The 16,695-nt window shown below is 73.7% G+C and carries 11 protein-coding genes; 4 read left to right on the top strand and 7 right to left on the bottom strand.

The genetic code is table 11. The features are described from left to right. Window positions 1-4: 4 nt before the first annotated feature. Window positions 5-1,183, bottom strand: coding sequence for a tryptophan dimethylallyltransferase family protein (locus ABZ951_RS05345; RefSeq protein WP_344085373.1), 1,179 nt, complete (start codon window positions 1,181-1,183; stop codon window positions 5-7). A gap of 452 nt (window positions 1,184-1,635) precedes the next feature. Here ABZ951_RS05345 and ABZ951_RS05340 point away from each other — a divergent pair, with 452 nt between their 5' ends. The 3 genes from ABZ951_RS05340 to ABZ951_RS05330 all read left to right on the top strand — a co-directional run bounded on the left by ABZ951_RS05340 (window position 1,636) and on the right by ABZ951_RS05330 (window position 10,752). Further along, window positions 1,636-9,237, top strand: a complete 7,602-nt coding sequence (locus tag ABZ951_RS05340; RefSeq protein WP_361279047.1) for an amino acid adenylation domain-containing protein — start codon at window positions 1,636-1,638, stop codon at window positions 9,235-9,237. A gap of 91 nt (window positions 9,238-9,328) precedes the next feature. After that, window positions 9,329-9,559, top strand: coding sequence for an MbtH family protein (locus ABZ951_RS05335; RefSeq protein ID WP_344085379.1), 231 nt, complete (start codon window positions 9,329-9,331; stop codon window positions 9,557-9,559). Beyond that, the gene (locus ABZ951_RS05330; RefSeq protein ID WP_344085382.1) at window positions 9,556-10,752 is read left to right on the top strand and encodes a cytochrome P450; all 1,197 of its coding nucleotides are present in this window, start codon (window positions 9,556-9,558) and stop codon (window positions 10,750-10,752) included. Before ABZ951_RS05335 ends, ABZ951_RS05330 begins: the two co-directional genes overlap by 4 nt. Window positions 10,753-10,849: 97 nt before the next feature. Here the strand turns inward: ABZ951_RS05330 and ABZ951_RS05325 are convergent, their stop codons facing one another. From ABZ951_RS05325 to ABZ951_RS05305, 5 genes are read right to left on the bottom strand one after another with little or no spacing between them, the layout of a single operon-like run. Further along, complete coding sequence (locus ABZ951_RS05325; RefSeq protein ID WP_344085385.1) at window positions 10,850-11,869, bottom strand: aldo/keto reductase family protein; 1,020 nt, start codon at window positions 11,867-11,869, stop codon at window positions 10,850-10,852. Between the two features lie 48 nt (window positions 11,870-11,917). Beyond that, entirely contained in the window at window positions 11,918-12,787 is an 870-nt protein-coding gene (locus ABZ951_RS05320) for an amino acid ABC transporter permease (RefSeq protein ID WP_344085388.1), read from the bottom strand. Beyond that, entirely contained in the window at window positions 12,784-13,428 is a 645-nt protein-coding gene (locus ABZ951_RS05315; RefSeq protein ID WP_344085391.1) for an amino acid ABC transporter permease, read from the bottom strand. The genes ABZ951_RS05320 and ABZ951_RS05315 overlap by 4 nt, the downstream gene beginning before the upstream one ends. Window positions 13,429-13,438: 10 nt before the next feature. Then, the gene (locus tag ABZ951_RS05310) at window positions 13,439-14,368 is read right to left on the bottom strand and encodes a glutamate ABC transporter substrate-binding protein (RefSeq protein WP_344085394.1); all 930 of its coding nucleotides are present in this window, start codon (window positions 14,366-14,368) and stop codon (window positions 13,439-13,441) included. Window positions 14,369-14,400: 32 nt separating this feature from the next. Then, window positions 14,401-15,144: an amino acid ABC transporter ATP-binding protein gene (locus ABZ951_RS05305; RefSeq protein ID WP_344085397.1), complete on the bottom strand. Its 744-nt coding sequence runs from the start codon at window positions 15,142-15,144 to the stop codon at window positions 14,401-14,403. A gap of 211 nt (window positions 15,145-15,355) precedes the next feature. Here ABZ951_RS05305 and ABZ951_RS05300 point away from each other — a divergent pair, with 211 nt between their 5' ends. Beyond that, window positions 15,356-16,102 carry a GntR family transcriptional regulator gene (locus tag ABZ951_RS05300; protein WP_344085400.1) on the top strand — a complete coding sequence of 249 codons (747 nt, stop codon included), beginning with the start codon at window positions 15,356-15,358 and terminating at the stop codon, window positions 16,100-16,102. Between the two features lie 24 nt (window positions 16,103-16,126). On the opposite strand, the gene ABZ951_RS05295 is transcribed toward ABZ951_RS05300, so the two are convergent. Continuing rightward, the gene (locus ABZ951_RS05295; RefSeq protein WP_344085403.1) at window positions 16,127-16,567 is read right to left on the bottom strand and encodes a DUF6278 family protein; all 441 of its coding nucleotides are present in this window, start codon (window positions 16,565-16,567) and stop codon (window positions 16,127-16,129) included. Window positions 16,568-16,695: the final 128 nt, after the last annotated feature.

Raw genomic sequence — 16,695 nt, 5'->3', positions numbered from 1 at the left:
GCGGTCAGTCGGCCGGACGGTAGGTGCCCGGTGCGAGGTAGACGGAGAACCGCGGGGCCTCGCCACCGCGGTAGGAGATGAAGTTCTGGGTCCGTGACCGGGTCAGGGGCTCGTCCGCCAGGGCGTCCAGGACGGCCGTGTACGGCGCGGGGTCCATGCCCTCGCCCCGCAGGAAGGCCGCCACGCGGTCGCGGGCGGCGGCGTCGTGGTCGTGGACGGGGATCATCGGGATGTAGGCGGTGGCGCCGGGCACGTCCCGGCCGGGGCGGAACGAGAACGTGGTCACCGGGGGCTTCCGCTTCCACTCCGGGGTGTCGTGCCCGCCGTTGACCGCCCGCAGCGCCCGGGCGAACGCGCCCGGCACGTGGTCACCCGCCACGGCGGCCTTGGCGTCGATGTCCTCGGCGGAGACGCCGGAGTGCGCCACGTACACCTGTACCCGGAAGGCGTCGCCGCCGACGAGGTCCATGGCCACGGCGGCGGGTTCGTGCTCGGGGCCGTGCCAGCCGCCCAGGTGCGCGGTCAGCGCGCGCCAGGGGCGCTCCAGGCCGAGCCGGACCATGGCCTCTTCCGTCCGGGCCGCGGCCTGCTCCCGTGCGGCCACCGCGGGGTTGAGGAAGACCTTGTACCGCGGGGGGCCGCCCGGGGTGAAGGCCACGGCGTGGGCCACGGCGAAGAAGCCCTGGGGGTCGTCGGCGGTGAAGAGGTCCTCGACGCGGAGGTAGCGGTCGATGGCGACGCCGGGCCGGCCGGCGAGGCGGCGGGTGAGGGCCGTGCCGTCCGCCATGCGGGTCCGCGCGTCGCCGCGCGGTGACTCCAGGGACATCCGGACGCCCGCCTTGCCGTCCGCCCAGGCCAGGGACAGCTCGCAGGGCATCCCGTCGATCGAGACCCAGCAGGCCCGCTCGGGGGGCGTGCCGACGGGGAGTTCGCCCCAGGGGTCGGTCAGGTCACGCAGGAGGGCGAGGACGGAGGCGCGGGTCTCGCCGGTGAGCCCGAGGCTCTGGTGCGCGCGCCACACCCGGTCGCAGGCGACCTCCGCGTAGGTGTCGGTGGGCCGGTACCGCGCGGACGCGAAGCGCAGGGGGCGGCCGACCATCTCGGCTATGACACCCGTCCCCGGGGTGAACGCCTCGGGGACGAGGGGCTGTCGGGGTGCGGCACCGAGGTCCATGGCATCCATCGTGTCTCCCTGCGCGAGGTGTCGGCAAAAACGACGCGATCGTCCCATCGCCGGCGGCGTGGTGCCGGAGCTTTGCCCGACAATTGTCAGTGGGACCCTTATCGGGCCTATGTTCCAGCCAATATGCGGGGCCGGCGCCCCGGGCGGCGGCCGCTCAACCGGGCGCCGCGTCGCGGCCGTTGAGGCGGCGGGAGCGTCCCGGAGGCCCTGCCCGCACCCGCGAGCGCACCTGCGCTTTACCCGCGGTTGCACCCATGAACGATCAGGCGAGGACGAGAACGGCCGAATTGCTGCACCGTGGTGGTTCGCATCACGACGTTCTGCGACATGATCGCTACACATCGTTCGCTGATGCACGCATCAGGCGAATGCGTGTGCCCTGTCCATGCGGCCAACCGGAGTGATCGGCGCCGTCGTGCTCCGGGAAGCCTGCGCAGAGGAGTTGTTGACGCGTGTCCGCACAGCACCACTCCGCACCACTCCGGTCCCCGGCCGGTGCTCCGCGCTCCGCCGACCCCACCGACTGCTCCGCTCCAGCCTCCCTCCCCGGCCCCGCCGGCCCCGCCGACAGCTGCCCCCTGCCCGCGACCCTCCCGGACACCTTCGCACACCAGGCCCGGCTGACACCCGGCGCAACCGCCCTGATATGCGGCGACACCGCCCTGACGTACCGCGAACTCGACGAGCGCGCGGGCGACTTGGCCCGACGCCTGCTCGCCGCGGGCACGGGCCCGGGCGACACCGTGGCGGTCCTCATGCAGCGCTCGGCCGAGCTCGTGGTGTCCGTGCTCGGAATCGTCAAGTCCGGTGGCTGCTATGTGCCGTTGGACCCGCGTCAACCCGCCGCCCGGCTGGACTGGGTCCTGGAACAGACCGGAGCCCGGGTACTCCTCACCTCCGGCGCCCACCCGGAGCCGGCGGCGGGCACCGGCCGGCAGGTGCTGTCCGTGACCCTCGACGCCCCGGCCCCCGGCGGCCACGGCGCCACCCCCTCCCCCGGTGCCCCCTCCTCCCCCGGCATCCCCGCCGAGCCGCGGCAGCTCGCGTACGTGATGTTCACCTCCGGATCCACCGGCACGCCCAAGGGCGTCGCGGTGACGCACGAGAACGTCGTCGGCCTGGCCCGCGACCAGGCGTGGCGCGGCGGCGCGCACGACCGGGTCCTGCTGCACTCCCCGCACGCCTTCGACGCCTCCACCTACGAGCTGTGGGTACCACTGCTGCGCGGCGGCACGGTCGTGGTCGCACCGCCCGGCGAGCTGGACGCGCGCGGCATCGCCTCGGCCGTCACCGACGCCGGCATCACCGGACTGTGGGTGACCGCCGGGCTGTTCTCGGTCCTCGCGGAGGAGGACCCCGGGTGCTTCCGCGGCGCGCGCGAGGTGTGGACGGGCGGCGACGCGGTGTCCCCCGCCGCCGTCCGACGGGTGCTGCGGGCCTGCCCGGACACCGCGGTCGTCAACGGCTACGGGCCGACCGAGACGACGACGTTCGCCACCTGCCACCGGGTGGCCGACCCCGGCGGCCTGGGCACCGTGGTGCCCATCGGCGCCCCCATGGCCGGCATGCGCACCGAGGTCCTCGACGGGCGGCTGCGCCCCGTGTCCCCCGGCGAGGTCGGGGAGCTGTACGTCGGCGGCTCCGGCCTGGCCCGCGGCTACTGGAAGCGCCCCGGCCTGACGGCCGAGCGGTTCGTCGCCGACCCGCTGGGCGAGCCCGGCGCCCGGCTCTTCCGCACCGGAGACCTGGTGCGCAGCGGCCCGGAGGGACTCCTGGAGTTCGTGGGCCGCAGCGACGACCAGGTCAAGATCCGCGGCTTCCGGGTCGAGCCCGGCGAGGTGGAGGCGGTGCTCGCCGGGCACCCCGGCGTCGCCCGGGCCGCGGTCGTGGTCCGGGAGGACCGGCCGGGCCACAAGCGGCTCGTGGGGTACGTCGTCCCCGCCGAGGAGGCCGCGCCCGGCCGGGAGACCGGGCACGCGGACCCGGTGGGCGAGTGGCAGGAGATCTACGACTCGCTGTACAGCGAGGTCGCCCGGGCGCGTTTCGGCGAGGACTTCTCCGGCTGGAACAGCAGTTACGACGGGCGGCCCATCCCGGCGGATCAGATGCGGGAGTGGCGGGACGCCACCGTGGAGCGGATCCGCGAGCTGCGCCCCCGCCGGGTCCTGGAGATCGGCGTCGGCACCGGTCTGCTGATGTCCAAGCTCGCCCCCGACTGCGACGCCTACTGGGGCACGGACCTCTCCGGCCGGGTCATCGAGGCCCTGACGGCCCTGGTGGGCCGGGACCCCCTGCTGGCGAACCGGGTGGAGCTGCGCGCCCGCGCCGCCGACGACACCGACGGGCTGCCCGTCGGCTTCTTCGACACCGTCGTCGTCAACTCCGTCACCCAGTACTTCCCCGACGGGCACTACCTGGCCGACGTCCTGGCCAAGGCCGTGGAGCTGCTCGTCCCCGGCGGCACGGTCTTCGTCGGTGACGTCCGCAACCTCCGGCTGCTGCGGGATTTCCACACCGACGTCCAGCTGCGCCGGGCCGATCTGCCGCCGGACCCGGCCGCCGTCCGCGCGGCCGTCGAGCACGGCATGGTCCGGGAGAAGGAGCTGCTGGTCGACCCGGCGTTCTTCGCCGCCCTGGCGGCTGCCGTCCCCGGCATCGGCGGCAGCGAGGTCCGCGTCAAACGGGGCCGGTACGTCAACGAGCTGACCCGCTACCGCTACGACGCCGTGCTGCGCAAGGCGTCGGCCGGGACCGGGCCCGGCTTCCCCGTCGAGGAGCTGCGGTGGGGCCACGACGTCGCGGACCTCGCGTCGCTGGCCGCCCGGCTCGACGCCGGGCGGCCCGTCGACATCCGGGTGACGGGGCTGCCCGACAGCCGGACGGCTCCCGTGGCCGCCGCCCGGCGGGCCCTGCACGGTGAGGACGGCGGCGCGGCCCGGATCGTCCCGCTGGGCGCGGGCGACGACACCGCCGCCCCCACCCTGGAGGACCTCCACGAACTGGCCGACTCCCTGGGCCTGCGCGCCTCCGCCGCCTGGTCCGCCACCGTCCCGGACGCCCTGGACGTCGTGGTGACCGGCCGCCGGCCCGGCACCCCGGGCGCCACGGCACCGGCCCCGCCCGGTGCGGCACCCGCCTCGCTGGTCAACGCCCCCGCCGCCGCGCGGGACACCGGCGCCCTGGTCTCCTCGATCCGGGGGTTCCTGCGCGAGCGGTTACCCGACTACCTGGTCCCGGCCGCGACGGTGGTGCTGGAGACGCTGCCCCTGACACCGAACGGCAAGGTGGACCGCCGCCGGCTGCCCGCGCCGGACACCGGCTCCGCCGAGGACGGGCGCCCGCCGCGCGACCCCCTCGAAGAGCTGCTGTGCGGGCTGTTCGGCGACATCCTGGGGGTCTCCCGGGTCACCATCGACGACAGCTTCTTCGCCCTGGGCGGGCACTCCCTGTCCGCCACCCGGCTCAGCGCCCGGCTGCGGTCCGTGCTCGGCCTGGAGCTGCCGGTCCGCAGCGTCTTCGAGACGCCGACCGTCGCCGGTCTGGCCGAGGCCGTGCGCCGGGCGTCGGCCGGCGACCGGCCCCCGCTCGGGCGGGCGGAGCGCCCGGCGGAGATACCCCTGTCCTTCGCCCAGCGCCGCCTGTGGTTCCTCGACCGCCTCCAGGGGCCGGGCGCCGCGTACAACGTCCCCCTGGTGCTGGACCTGGCGGGCGACCTGGACCGGGCGGCGCTGGAAGCAGCCCTCGGCGATGTGGTGGAGCGGCACGAGAGCCTGCGGACGGTCTTCCCCGAGACCGGCGGTGTGCCCCGGCAGCTCGTCCTGGACCCGGCGGCCGCCCGCCCGGAGCTGGGCGTCAGCACGCCGGCCGAGCCGGAGCTCGACGCGGCGGTGGCCACGGCCGTCCGGCGCCCGTTCGACCTGGCGAGCGAGATCCCCCTGCGCGCCCATCTGTTCACCACCGGCCCCGGCCGGCACGTGCTGGCCCTGGCCGTCCACCACATCGCCTGCGACGGGTGGTCGCTCGCGCCGCTGTGGCGGGACCTCGCCACCGCCTACGCCGCGCGCCGCGCGGGCAGGGCCCCGGCCGCGGAGCCGCTGCCGGTCCAGTACGCGGACTACACCCTGTGGCAGCGGCGGCTGCTGGGCGACGAGGACGACCCCGGGAGCCCGGCGGCCCGCCAGGTCGCCTACTGGACCCGGGCCCTGGCCGGGCTGCCCGAGCGCACCGAACTGCCCCTGGACCGGCCCCGGCCGCAGGTGGCCTCCCAGCGGGGCGACACCCTGCACTTCAGCGTGGACGCCGGCCTGCACCGGCGGATCACGGAGCTGGCGGCGCACTGCGGCGCGAGCCCGTTCATGGTGGTCCACGCCGCGCTCGCCACCCTGCTGACCAAGCTGGGCGCCGGCCACGACATCGCGATCGGCACCCCGGTGGCGGGCCGCACCGACCCCGCCCTCGACGGCCTGGTGGGGTTCTTCGTCAACACCCTGGTGCTGCGCACGAACACCTCGGGGAACCCCTCCTTCCGCGATCTGCTGGCCCGGGCCCGGGAGACCGACCTGGCCGCGTACGCCCATCAGGACGTGCCGTTCGAGCGCCTGGTGGACGCCCTCGCCCCGGCGCGCGGCCCGGCCCACCACCCGCTGTTCCAGGTGATGCTCGCGTTGCAGAACGCCCCGCAGGGCGCCCCGGAGCTGCCGGGCCTCACCGTCGGCGAGCGGGCGGTGGGCACGGGCGCGTGCCGGTTCGACCTCTCGCTGAGCCTGCGGGAGCGCCGGGGGGACGACCAGAGCCCCCACGGCATGGAGGGCGTCGCGGAGTACAGCACCGACCTGTTCGACCGGGCCGGTGTCGAGCGCCTCGTGCGGCGGTTCCTGCGCCTCCTCGACGCCGTCACCGCCGACCCCGGCCGCCGGATCGGCTCCCTGGATGTGCTCCTGCCCAAGGAGCGGGAGCGGCTGCTGGCCCACGGCGGCGGCGCCCCGCGGGACGTCCCCGCCCTGCCGCTGCCCGACCTGTTCGAGGCGCAAGTGCGGCGCACGCCCGGGGCGACGGCGCTGCTCTTCGACGACGGCGCCGGCCCGGCCCGGGAGCTGACCTACCGTGAGCTGAACTCCCGCGCGAACCGCCTGGCCCGCTACCTGCTCGGCTGCGGCGTCGGCCCCGAGCAGTACGTGGCCATCGCCCTGCCCCGGACGGTCGACTCGGTCGTCGCCACCCTCGCGGTGCTGAAGGCGGGCGGCGCCTACCTCCCGCTGGACGCGCACTACCCCGCCGCGCGGCTGCGGTTCATGGTCGAGGACGCCCGCCCGGCCCTGCTGCTCACCGACTCCGCCACCGCCCTCACCCTGGCGGACGCGGACGTCCTCGGCGCCCCCGACGGCTCCGGCGTCCCGGCGGTGCGCCGCGTCGTGCTGGACCGGGACGAAACGCGGCGCGCCGTCGGCCTGTGCTGGGAAGTGGACGTCGCCGACACCGAGCGGGTCCGCCCGCTGACGGCCGCCTGCCCCGCGTACGCCATCTACACCTCAGGCTCCACCGGCCGCCCCAAGGGGGTGGTGGTGACCCACTCCGGGTTCGCCGGCGTGGTCGAGGCGCAGCTGCGGCGGTTCGGGGTGACGGAGGGGAGCCGCGTCCTGCAATTCGCCTCGCACAGCTTCGACGGCGCGGTGTGGGAGCTGTGCGGCGGGCTGCTGACCGGGGCCACGCTGGTGATGGCACCGGCGGAGGTCACCGCGCCGGGGCCCGGCCTGGCCGCCCTGATCGAGCGGCACGGCGTCACCCACGCCACGCTGCCGCCGGCCGCGCTGACGGTGATGGAGCCGGCCGAACTGCCCTCGCTCACCTCCCTGATCGTCTCGGGTGAGGCGTCGTCCGGGGAGACGGTCCGCCGGTGGTCGGCCGGGCGCCGGTTCCTCAACGGCTACGGCCCGACCGAGACCACGGTGTGCGCGACGCTGAGCTCCCCGCTCTCCGGTGGCGGCACCCCGCCGATCGGCACGCCCACGGTGGGCGCCCGCGCCTACGTCCTCGACCGCGACCTGTGCCTCGTGCCGCCCGGCGTGCCCGGGGAGCTGCACGTCTCGGGGGCTGGGCTGGCCCGCTGCTACGTGGACCGGCCGGGGCTGACGGCGGAGCGGTTCGTCGCCGACCCGTTCGGCGCGCCGGGCTCGCGGATGTACCGCACGGGCGACACCGTGCGGTGGAACGGCGCGGGGCAGCTGGAGTTCATCGGCCGGGCCGACGGGCAGGTCAAGATCCGGGGGTTCCGGATCGAGCCGGGCGAGGTGGAGGCCGCCCTGGGCGCCCACCCGGGCGTGGCCCAGGCCGTCGTGGTGCCGCGGGCGGACGGCCGGGGCGGCACCTACCTCACCGCGTACGCCGTGCCCGCCGGGGCCGCCCCGGGCCCGGACGGCCCGGAGCTGCGCTCCTATCTGGCCTCCGTGCTGCCGGACTACATGGTCCCGTCGGCAGTGCTGGTGCTGGACGCCCTGCCCGTCACGGCGACGGGCAAGGTGGACCGGGCCGCGCTCCCCGCGCCCGACTTCGGGGCGCTGTCCGCGGGCCGGGAGCCGCGCAATCCGCGCGAGCGCATCCTGTGCGAGCTGTTCGCGGAGGTGCTGGGCGTCCCCCGGGTCACCATCGACGACAGCTTCTTCGCCCTGGGCGGGCACTCGCTGCTGGTGACCCGGGTGATCAGCGGGGTACGCCGCCGCCTGGGGGTGGAGCTGCCCGTCCGGACGCTCTTCGAACGGCAGTCGGTGGCCGCGCTCCTGGAGGCCGTCGACGGGGTGGCCGCACCCACCCCGGCCCCGGCCGACCTCGCCGCGGAGGCCGTCCTGGACCCGGAGATCACGGTCGGCCCGCGCACCGCGGACCCGGCCGGGGGACGGGAGGAGCACATCCTGTTGACGGGCGCGACGGGGTTCCTCGGCGCGTTCCTGCTGCGCGAGCTCCTGGACCGCACGGACGCCGCCATCCACTGCCTGGTCCGCGCGGCGGACACCGCGCGGGCGGCGCGGCGGATCCGGCGGAGCCTGACGGAGTACGGCCTGTGGGACGAGTCCACCAGCGGCCGCATCGTCCCCGTGCCCGGCGACCTGGAGAAGCCGCTGTTGGGCCTCGCCCCCGGCCGGTTCGACGCCCTGGCCGCCCTGGTCGACTCCGTCTACCACAACGGCGCGCGGGTCAGCGCGGTCGACCCGTACGCCCGGCTGAAGGCGGCGAACGTCCTGGGCACCCAGGAGGTGCTGCGGCTGGCGGCCCGCGGCCGGCCGGTGCCGGTCCACTACATCTCCACGGCCGCGGTGTCGGTGGGCACCGACGAGGACTTCGAGGCCCTCGGCCCGGTGCCCGAGTCCCACCGGGTCCGGCCGGAGTCGGTCATGCCGGGCGGCTACCCGGCCAGCAAGTGGGTGGCCGAGCAGCTCGTCTGGGAGGCGGCCCGGCGCGGGCTGCCCGTCAGCGTGTACCGGTGCGGGCGCGTCAGCGGGCACTCCGTCACCGGGGCGGGCTCCAGCACGGACGTGCTCTGGCAGCTGGTGCGGGCCATGCTCGTCCTCGGGGCCGCGCCGCGCCCCGCCGACCCGGCGGACCCGCCGCCCGTCGTCGACCTGATCCCCGTCGACCACACCGCGGCCGCCGTCGTCCACCTCGCCCGCCGCCCCGGCAGTCTCGGCCTGGCGCACCACCTCACCTGCCCGGAGCCCGTCCCCTTCGAGACGGTCCTCGGCCACCTGCGCGCCTGCGGCTACCGCCTGGACAGCGTGGACCTGGACGAGTGGACGCGCGCCCTGCGGCAGCGGGCGGACGCGGCGGCGGGCACGGCCGGGCGGGCCGGGGAGGGGGGCACGGGCCCGCTGGACGCGGCGGTGCTGCTCACGGACACCCTGCCCGCGCTCTCCCGGCTGGGCCGGATCCGCCTCGACCGGACCAACACCCTGGCGGGGCTGGCCGACTCCGGGCCGGCGTGCCCGCCGCTGGACGGCGCGCTGATCCGCGCCTATGCCGACTACTTCGTCGCCTCCGGCTTCTTCCCGCCGGCCGGTCGCTGAACCCGGCCGGCCGCCGCATCCGTTTCGTCCGCGTGCCGGGGCCCGGAGCCCCGGCACGTCCCACCCACCCTTCACGGAAAGGTCACACATCGTGAGCAACCCCTGGGACGACACCGAGGGCACCTTCTCCGTCCTGGTCAACGACGAGGGACAGCACTCCTTATGGCCGTCCTTCACGGCCGTCCCCGCGGGGTGGACCGCCGTCCGCGGCCCCGCCACCCGCGAGGAGTGCCTCGCCTACATCGAGGAGAACTGGACCGACATGCGGCCCAAGAGCCTCATCGAGCACCACAACCGGATCTCGGAGGTGCAGTCCGCATGAACGACCGCCCGATACCCCCCGCGTACCCCTTCAACGAGGCGGTCGCCCTGGACGTCGACCCGCTGTACGCGAAGCTGCGCCGGGAGGAGCCCGTCGTGCGCGTCGGCTGCCCTTTCGGCGAAGACGCCTGGCTGGTCACCTCGCACGCCGACATGAAGACCATCCTCGGGGACCCCCGGTTCAGCCGGGCGATGGCCAAGGAGCGCGACGAGTCCCGCCTCACGCCGCTGCCCATCCACACCAGCATCCTGGGCATGGACTCGCCCGACCACACCCGGCTGCGCCGCCTCCTGGCGAAGGTGTTCACCATGCGCCGGGTGGAGCTGCTGCGCCCCGGCATCGAGGCGGAGGCGCACCGGCTGATCGACGACCTGGTGGCCCAGGGGCCACCAGGGGACCTCATGGAGGACTTCGCCGTGCCGTTCGCGGGCACGGTCGTCTGCGATCTGCTGGGCGTGCCGTTCGAGGACCGCGAGCAGTTCCGCGGCTGGCTGGACGCCTTCTCCGCCACCACGGTGATGACGGAGGAGGAGATCGAGGCGGACACCGAGCGGCTGCACGGGTACATCGCGAAGCTCATGGTCCACCGCCGCGGGCAGCCGCAGGACGACCTGATCAGCGCCATGGTCAAGGCCAGCGACGAGGAGGAGAAGCTCTCCGAGAAGGAGCTGGTGGAGCTGGCGAGCGTCCTGCTGATCGCGGGGCACGAGACGGTCTCGTCCCAGCTGATCGACTCCCTCTTCGTCCTGTTCACCCACCCCGAGCAGTTCGCGCTGCTCCGGGAGCGGCCCGAGCTGATGCCGCGGGCGATCGAGGAGCTCATGCGGTACGTGCCGCTCATCTCCCACGTCACCTTCGCGCGGTACGCCACGCAGGACGTGGAGCTGAGCGGGACGCTGGTCCGCGCGGGCGAATCCGTGCTGCCGGCGATTCCGTCGGCCAACCGCGATGAATCGGTGTTCGAGAACGCCGATCTGTTCGACCTCACCCGGGAGCACAATCCGCACCTGGGATTCGGTTACGGCATCCACCGGTGCCTGGGGGCGCCGCTGGCCCGGCTGGAAATGCAGGTGGCGCTGGAATCGCTGTTCGCCCGGCTGCCCGGCATGCGGTGCGCGGTTCCCCCGGAAACGCTGGAATGGAAGGACGGAATGCAGGTGCGGAGTCTGCTGCACCTTCCGGTGCTCTGGTGAGAATGCGGTAGGAAATCCGCCGGCGGGCGATCCGCGGGTGAAATGGATGGGGCCTCCCCGCGCTTCGGCGGGGAGGCCCGTGCCGGTCGGATGCCGGTCAGGCGAGGCGCCAGTCGGGGGTGGGCGGGCTGCTCTCCCGGGTGGCGGCTGGGTCGCGCCGCACCACCGGGCCGAGCACGGTGTCGATCCGGGCCACGGTCTCCTCGTCCAGCCGGACGTCGACTGCCTTGGCGTTGTCGGTGATGTGCCCGGGCCGGGAGGCGCCGAGCACGGCGGCGCAGACGCCGGGGTTGCGGAGCACCCAGGCGAGCGAGAGCTGGGCGAGCGTCAAGCCCAGGTCGGCGGCGACGGGCCGCAGCCGCTGCACCCGGCCCAGGACGTCGTCGTTCAGCCAGGCGGCCAGCTCCGGGGAGCCGTCGTTGACGTCCGTCGCCCGGGAGCCCTCGGGCCACGGGCCGGCACCGGGCGGGTACTTGCCGGTCAGCACCCCCTGGGCCAGCGGCGACCAGACGATCTGCCCGACGCCGAGCTCCTCGCAGGCCGGCATCACCTCGGCCTCGGGCACCCGCCACAGGGCCGAGTACTGCGGCTGGTTGGAGACCAGGGAGATCTTGAGCTCACGGGCGAGGGCGTGCCCGCGCCGGATCTGCCCGGCGGTCCACTCGGAGACGCCGATGTAGTGCGCCTTGCCGGAGTGGACCACGTCGGCGAACGCCTCCATGGTCTCCTCCAGCGGGGTGGAGAGGTCGAACCGGTGGGCCTGGTAGACGTCCACGTGGTCCGTGCCCAGCCGGCGCAGGGACCCCTCGATGGACTCACGTATGTGCTTGCGGGAGAGCCCCATGTCGTTGCGGCCGGGGCCGGTGGGGGCGAAGACCTTGGTGAGGATCTCCAGGCCCTCCCGGCGTTCGCCCTTCAGCGCCCGGCCGAGGGACTCCTCCGCGGCGGTGTCCGCATAAACGTCCGCGGTGTCGAAGGTGGTGATTCCGGCGTCGAGGGCGGCCCGCACACAGGCGAGTTCCGTCTCCTCGCTTCTCGAAGAGCTTCCGGTCAGCCAGTTGCCATAGGCGATCCGGCTGACGATCAAACCGCTGCGTCCCAGGTGGCGGAATTCCATGAGCCCAAACTAGCAACGGAGTCGGCGCCGTCCGGGCGAATGCGCAATTCATTGCGGGGGCTGCCGGCCGGCCCCGGGAAGGAGGGTCCCCGGCTCGGCCGCGCTGACGTCCACGGCCTCCGTCTTGGGGTTGCGCCGCTCGCGCCGGGCGACCCAGTGGGCGAACCACGACAGGAGCATGCACATCCCGATGTAGATCGGGGAGATGATGAGGACGACGGGGATGAAGGGCAGTCCGTAGTCGAGGTTGCTGGCGATGAGCTTGCCCGCGTGCAGGAACTCCTCGTAGGTGATGAGGAAGCCGAGCGAGGTGTCCTTCAGGGCGACGACGAGCTGGCTGATGATCGTCGGGAGCATCGCCCGCAGCGCCTGCGGGACCAGGACGTAGCCCATCACCTGGGTCTTGATCATGCCCAGCGAGTAGGCCGCCTCCCGCTGGCCGCGGTCCACGGAGTTCACACCCGTCCGGAAGACCTCCGCGAGCACCGAGCCGTTGTAGAGCGTCAGCCCCGTGACCAGGGCGGGCAGCGGCTGGACCTTGAGCGCGACGAAGACGAAGAAGATCATGACCAGGACCGGCATCGCGCGGAAGAACTCCACGAGCAGGGTGGCGGCCCAGCGCACCGGCCGGTGCGCGGAGAGCCGGCCCGCGGCGAGGACGGCGCCGAGCACGAGGGAGAGCACGGCGGCGTACGCGAAGGCTTTGAGGGTGTTGCCCAGGCCGCGCAGCAGCAGCTCCTGGATGCCCACGTACTGGAAGGGCCGCCACTTCTCGGCCGTGAACTGGTGGGTGTCGAAGAGCAGGTAGAGCGCCCAGCCGACGAAGCCGAGGATCACGGCGGTGGAGAGCACGCCGTAGAGCCGGTGGCGGCGCCGGGCGAGGGGGCCGGGGATGTCGTACAGCGCGGTGTCGGTCATCGGGGCACTCCCCAGCGCTTCTCCAGCACGTTGAAGATCGCGCTGATGGTCAGGGTCACGATCAGGTAGCCGACGGCGATCCAGATGAAGGACCAGATGATGCTGTAGCCCAGCTCATTGAGGTTCTTGTACGTGCCGAGGAGCTCGGTGACGCTGAACGACCCGGCGATCGCCGAGTTCTTGGCGAGCGCGATCAGGGTGGAGCCGACCGGCGGGATGACGGAGCGGAAGGCCTGGGGCAGGACGATGGTGCCGAGCGTCTGCCCGAAGGTCATGCCCAGGCTGCGGGCGGCCTCGCCCTGCCCGGTCGGCACGGTGTTGATGCCGGAGCGCACGGCCTCGCAGATGAAGGCCGAGGTGTAGCAGCCGAGGGCGAGGACCGCGAAGAGCTGGAAGGGCAGGACGACGCCGAAGCGCGGCAGCCCCAGCAGCACCGCGAAGAACAGCAGGGTCAGCGGGGTGTTGCGCAGGACCGCGACCCACACGGTGCCGAAGACGCGCAGCGAGCCGACGGGGGCGACGCGGAAGGAGGCCATGAGGAAGCCGACGCCGAGCGCGAGCAGGGAGGCGTAGACGGTGAGTTCGACGGTGCCGAGCAGCCCCTTGCCGTACAGGGACCAGTTGTCGGTGAGTACGTTCATCGGGAGGACCTCAGCTGGCCGGGTAGCGGTCGACGGGCGGCGGCTTGGGGGCGGGCACCCCGGAGAGGCCGAGGGTCACGTCGTAGGCCTTCTTCCAGTCGCCGTTCTTCTCGTGCGCCTCGATCGCGTCGTCGAGGGCGAAGCGCAGGGCGTTGTCACCGCGGGGCACGCCGATGCCGTAGGGCTCCCGGGAGAACGGCTTGCCGGCGATCTTCAGTTCGTCGGGGGCCTTGGCGGCGAAGCCCATGAGGATGGTGTCGTCGGTGGTGACGGCGTCCACCTGGAGGCTGAGGAGGTTGTCCACGCAGATCGAGTACGTGTCGTAGGCGACGGCGGTGGCCCTGGGGTAGTCGCGCTGGATGCGCTGCAAGGGGGTCGAGCCGGCCGCCGAGCAGATCTTCTTGCCGGCCAGGTCCTGTGGGCCGGCGAGGCCCTTCTCGTCGGTCCTGACCAGCAGCGACTGCCCGGCGATGTAGTAGGGGCCCGCGAAGCCGACCTGCTTCTTGCGCAGGTCGTTGATGGTGTAGGTGCCGACGTAGTAGTCGATCTGGCCGTTCTGCAGGGCGGTCTCGCGGTTGGCGGAGGCGATGGTGCGGAAGCTGATGGTCTTGGGGTCGAAGCCGAGGGAGGCGGACATCATCCGGGCGATCTCGATGTCGAAGCCGGAGTAGCGGCCGCTCGCGGGGTCCTTCTCGCCCAGGTAGGGCTGGTCCTCCTTGGCGCCGACGACGAGGTGGCCGCGCCGCTCGGCCTTCCGCCAGGTGGGCGAGTCGGGCAGGCGGAAGCCGGTGGCGATTTTGTAGACGGGGAGCTCGTCGGGCTGGGGGCCCTTGACGGGCGGGCTGCCCGCCTTGCCGCAGGCCGCGGCGAGCAGGGCGAGCGCGGTCAGGGCCAGGGCGGCGGCGCGGCGGGGCGCCGGGGTGCGGTCCATTCGCCTCATCGGCGGGCGTCTCCTGTGCACGGGTCCCCCGCTCAGTGCTTGAGGATCTTGGAGAGGAAGTCCTTGGCGCGGTCGCTCTCCGGCGCGGTGAAGAACTCCTCGGGGGTGCGGTCCTCGACGATGCGGCCGTCGGCCATGAAGACCACCCGGTTCGCGGCCGAGCGCGCGAAGCCCATCTCGTGGGTGACCACGACCATCGTCATGCCGTCCCGGGCGAGCTGCTGCATGACCTCCAGCACCTCATTGATCATCTCCGGGTCCAGCGCCGAGGTCGGCTCGTCGAAGAGCATCACCTTCGGATCCATCGCCAGCGCCCGAGCGATCGCCACCCGCTGCTGCTGCCCACCGGACAGCTGCGCGGGGTACTTGTCCGCCTGGTTGAGCAGTCCCACCCGTTCGAGGAGTTCGCGCGAGCGCTTGTCGGCCTCGTCCTTGCCGCGCTTGCGGACCTTGAGCTGGCCCAGGGAGACGTTGGCGAGCACGGTCTTGTGCGCGAAGAGGTTGAAGGACTGGAAGACCATGCCCACATCGGCGCGCAGCCTGGCCAGCGCCCGGCCCTCCTCGGGCAGCGGCTGCCCGGCGAGGGTGATCGTGCCCGACTCCACGGGTTCGAGCCGGTTGATGGCCCGGCACAGCGTGGACTTCCCCGAGCCGGAGGGCCCGATGACCACGACCACCTCGCCGCGGCCGACGGTGAGGTCGATGTCCCGCAGGACGTGCAGCGTGCCGTAATGCTTGTTGACACCACGCAGTTCGATCAAGGGATCGACGGCCATACCCAGCCCTACCCACTCTCAGCTGTCCCGCGGTCGACGCACAGTATCCGCGCAAACTATCGGTCCCATTACGGCACTTCACCGGTGACACGCGTACATAGGGGGATTCTCCGCGGATTGCCCGCCATTTGCCCTAGGTACACAGACCCGGCCTGGGTACCTAGCCTGTGGGGGTCGAACTGGGGGAGTCTTCGGGGGAAGGGAGCCGGGGGTGGGCGACAGCAGGCCCGTCTACCAGCGCATCGCGGACGATCTGCGGCGCCGCATCGACGAGGGCGGGCTCGCCGTGGGCGATCGCATCCCCTCCCGGTCCGAGCTGAAGCGGGCCTACGCCGCCAGCGATCAGACGGTGGACCGGGCGGTGCGCGTCCTGAAGGCCGCGGGGTACGCGGAGGGCCAGTTCGGCCGGGGCGTCTTCGTCACCGACCGGGTGCCCCTGGGCAGCCTGCTGCGGTCGACCGGCGCGGTCGACTCCCCCTTCGCCGCCCGGATGACGGCCCGGGACACCACGCTCACCTGGGAGGCGTCCTCCAGCGAGGTCACCGTGCCCGGCCGGGTCGCCGAGCGGCTGCGCATCACGCCGGACGAGCGGGTGCTGTGCACCCAGTACGAGTACCTGGCCAACCGGCACCCCGTGCAGCTCGCCACCAGCTGGGAGCCGCTCAGCATCACCGAGGGCACCGACGTCGTCCTGCCCGAGCGCGGGCCCTATGCCCGGCGCGGGGTCCGCGGGCGGCTGGCGGCCATCGGCATCCGGGTCGTCCGGGCCCAGGAGCTGGTGGGGTCACGGCCGGCGACCACCCCCGAGGCCGAGGCGCTGGGCTGCGCTGCGGGGCAGTGCGTCACCGTCGTCGAGCGCACCCACTTCGACGGCGACGGCAGGGCGGTGGAGACCTCCGACATCGTCGTGCGCGCCGACCGGTGGCGGCTGGAGTACGACATTCCCTTCACCAGCTGACGGCGGCGCCCTCCGCCGTGCCCGTCAGTTCTCCGCGAGCTCCGCGTACAGCTGGGACAGCTCCGGCGCGCCCTCGGCCGCCCACGCCTGGCCCGCCTCCACCACGTCGACCTCGCGGCCGTCGGCGAGCCGCACCACGGGCTGGCCGTTGGGCCAGATCCACCAGCCGGCGCCCCCGACGGTGCGGACCACGACCGTGCCCAGGTACAGCCCGGCGTCGTTGCCGAGCCACCCCGCCAGCTCCGGGTCCTCGCGCCAGCGCGGCTGCAGCTGGTCCAGGGCCTCCAGGGACGCCGGCGAGTCGTCCAGCGCGGTCCCCGCGGACTCCGCGTGCGCCCGCAGCAATTCGCACTCCGCCAGCAGCTCGGCCAGGCCCTCGGGGTCCCGGTCGACCGCGTCCGCCAGCGCCGCACTGCGCACCGGGCCGTGCCTCCTGCGCCAGCTGTCCAGGAAGGGAATGTTCATACCGGACAGTCTGACGCATCGGAGCACCGCGCGGACTCCGGAACGTCACGGAGGGGCCACCGGCCCTTCACCGGAGCCGGGCGGCGGGAGGGTCCGGCACGTCCGCGGCGGCCCGCGGCCCCCTGCCC

The organism is Streptomyces sp. NPDC046215 (genome assembly GCF_040646215.1).
GTDB lineage: Bacteria > Actinomycetota > Actinomycetes > Streptomycetales > Streptomycetaceae > Streptomyces > Streptomyces stramineus.
The sequence above is the reverse complement of the archived record's forward strand: the minus strand, read 5'-3'. Positions and strand labels throughout refer to the sequence as shown.

What these genes read in the sequence shown, in the direction of transcription:
- ABZ951_RS05330 (WP_344085382.1), top strand. Translation starts at nt 9,556, where the DNA reads ATGAACGACCGCCCGATACCCCCCGCGTACCCCTTCAACGAGGCGGTC.
- ABZ951_RS05345 (WP_344085373.1), bottom strand. Translation starts at nt 1,183, where the DNA reads ATGGATGCCATGGACCTCGGTGCCGCACCCCGACAGCCCCTCGTCCCC.
- ABZ951_RS05320 (WP_344085388.1), bottom strand. Translation starts at nt 12,787, where the DNA reads ATGACCGACACCGCGCTGTACGACATCCCCGGCCCCCTCGCCCGGCGC.
- ABZ951_RS05325 (WP_344085385.1), bottom strand. Translation starts at nt 11,869, where the DNA reads ATGGAATTCCGCCACCTGGGACGCAGCGGTTTGATCGTCAGCCGGATC.
- ABZ951_RS05295 (WP_344085403.1), bottom strand. Translation starts at nt 16,567, where the DNA reads ATGAACATTCCCTTCCTGGACAGCTGGCGCAGGAGGCACGGCCCGGTG.
- ABZ951_RS05310 (WP_344085394.1), bottom strand. Translation starts at nt 14,368, where the DNA reads ATGAGGCGAATGGACCGCACCCCGGCGCCCCGCCGCGCCGCCGCCCTG.
- ABZ951_RS05315 (WP_344085391.1), bottom strand. Translation starts at nt 13,428, where the DNA reads ATGAACGTACTCACCGACAACTGGTCCCTGTACGGCAAGGGGCTGCTC.
- ABZ951_RS05305 (WP_344085397.1), bottom strand. Translation starts at nt 15,144, where the DNA reads ATGGCCGTCGATCCCTTGATCGAACTGCGTGGTGTCAACAAGCATTAC.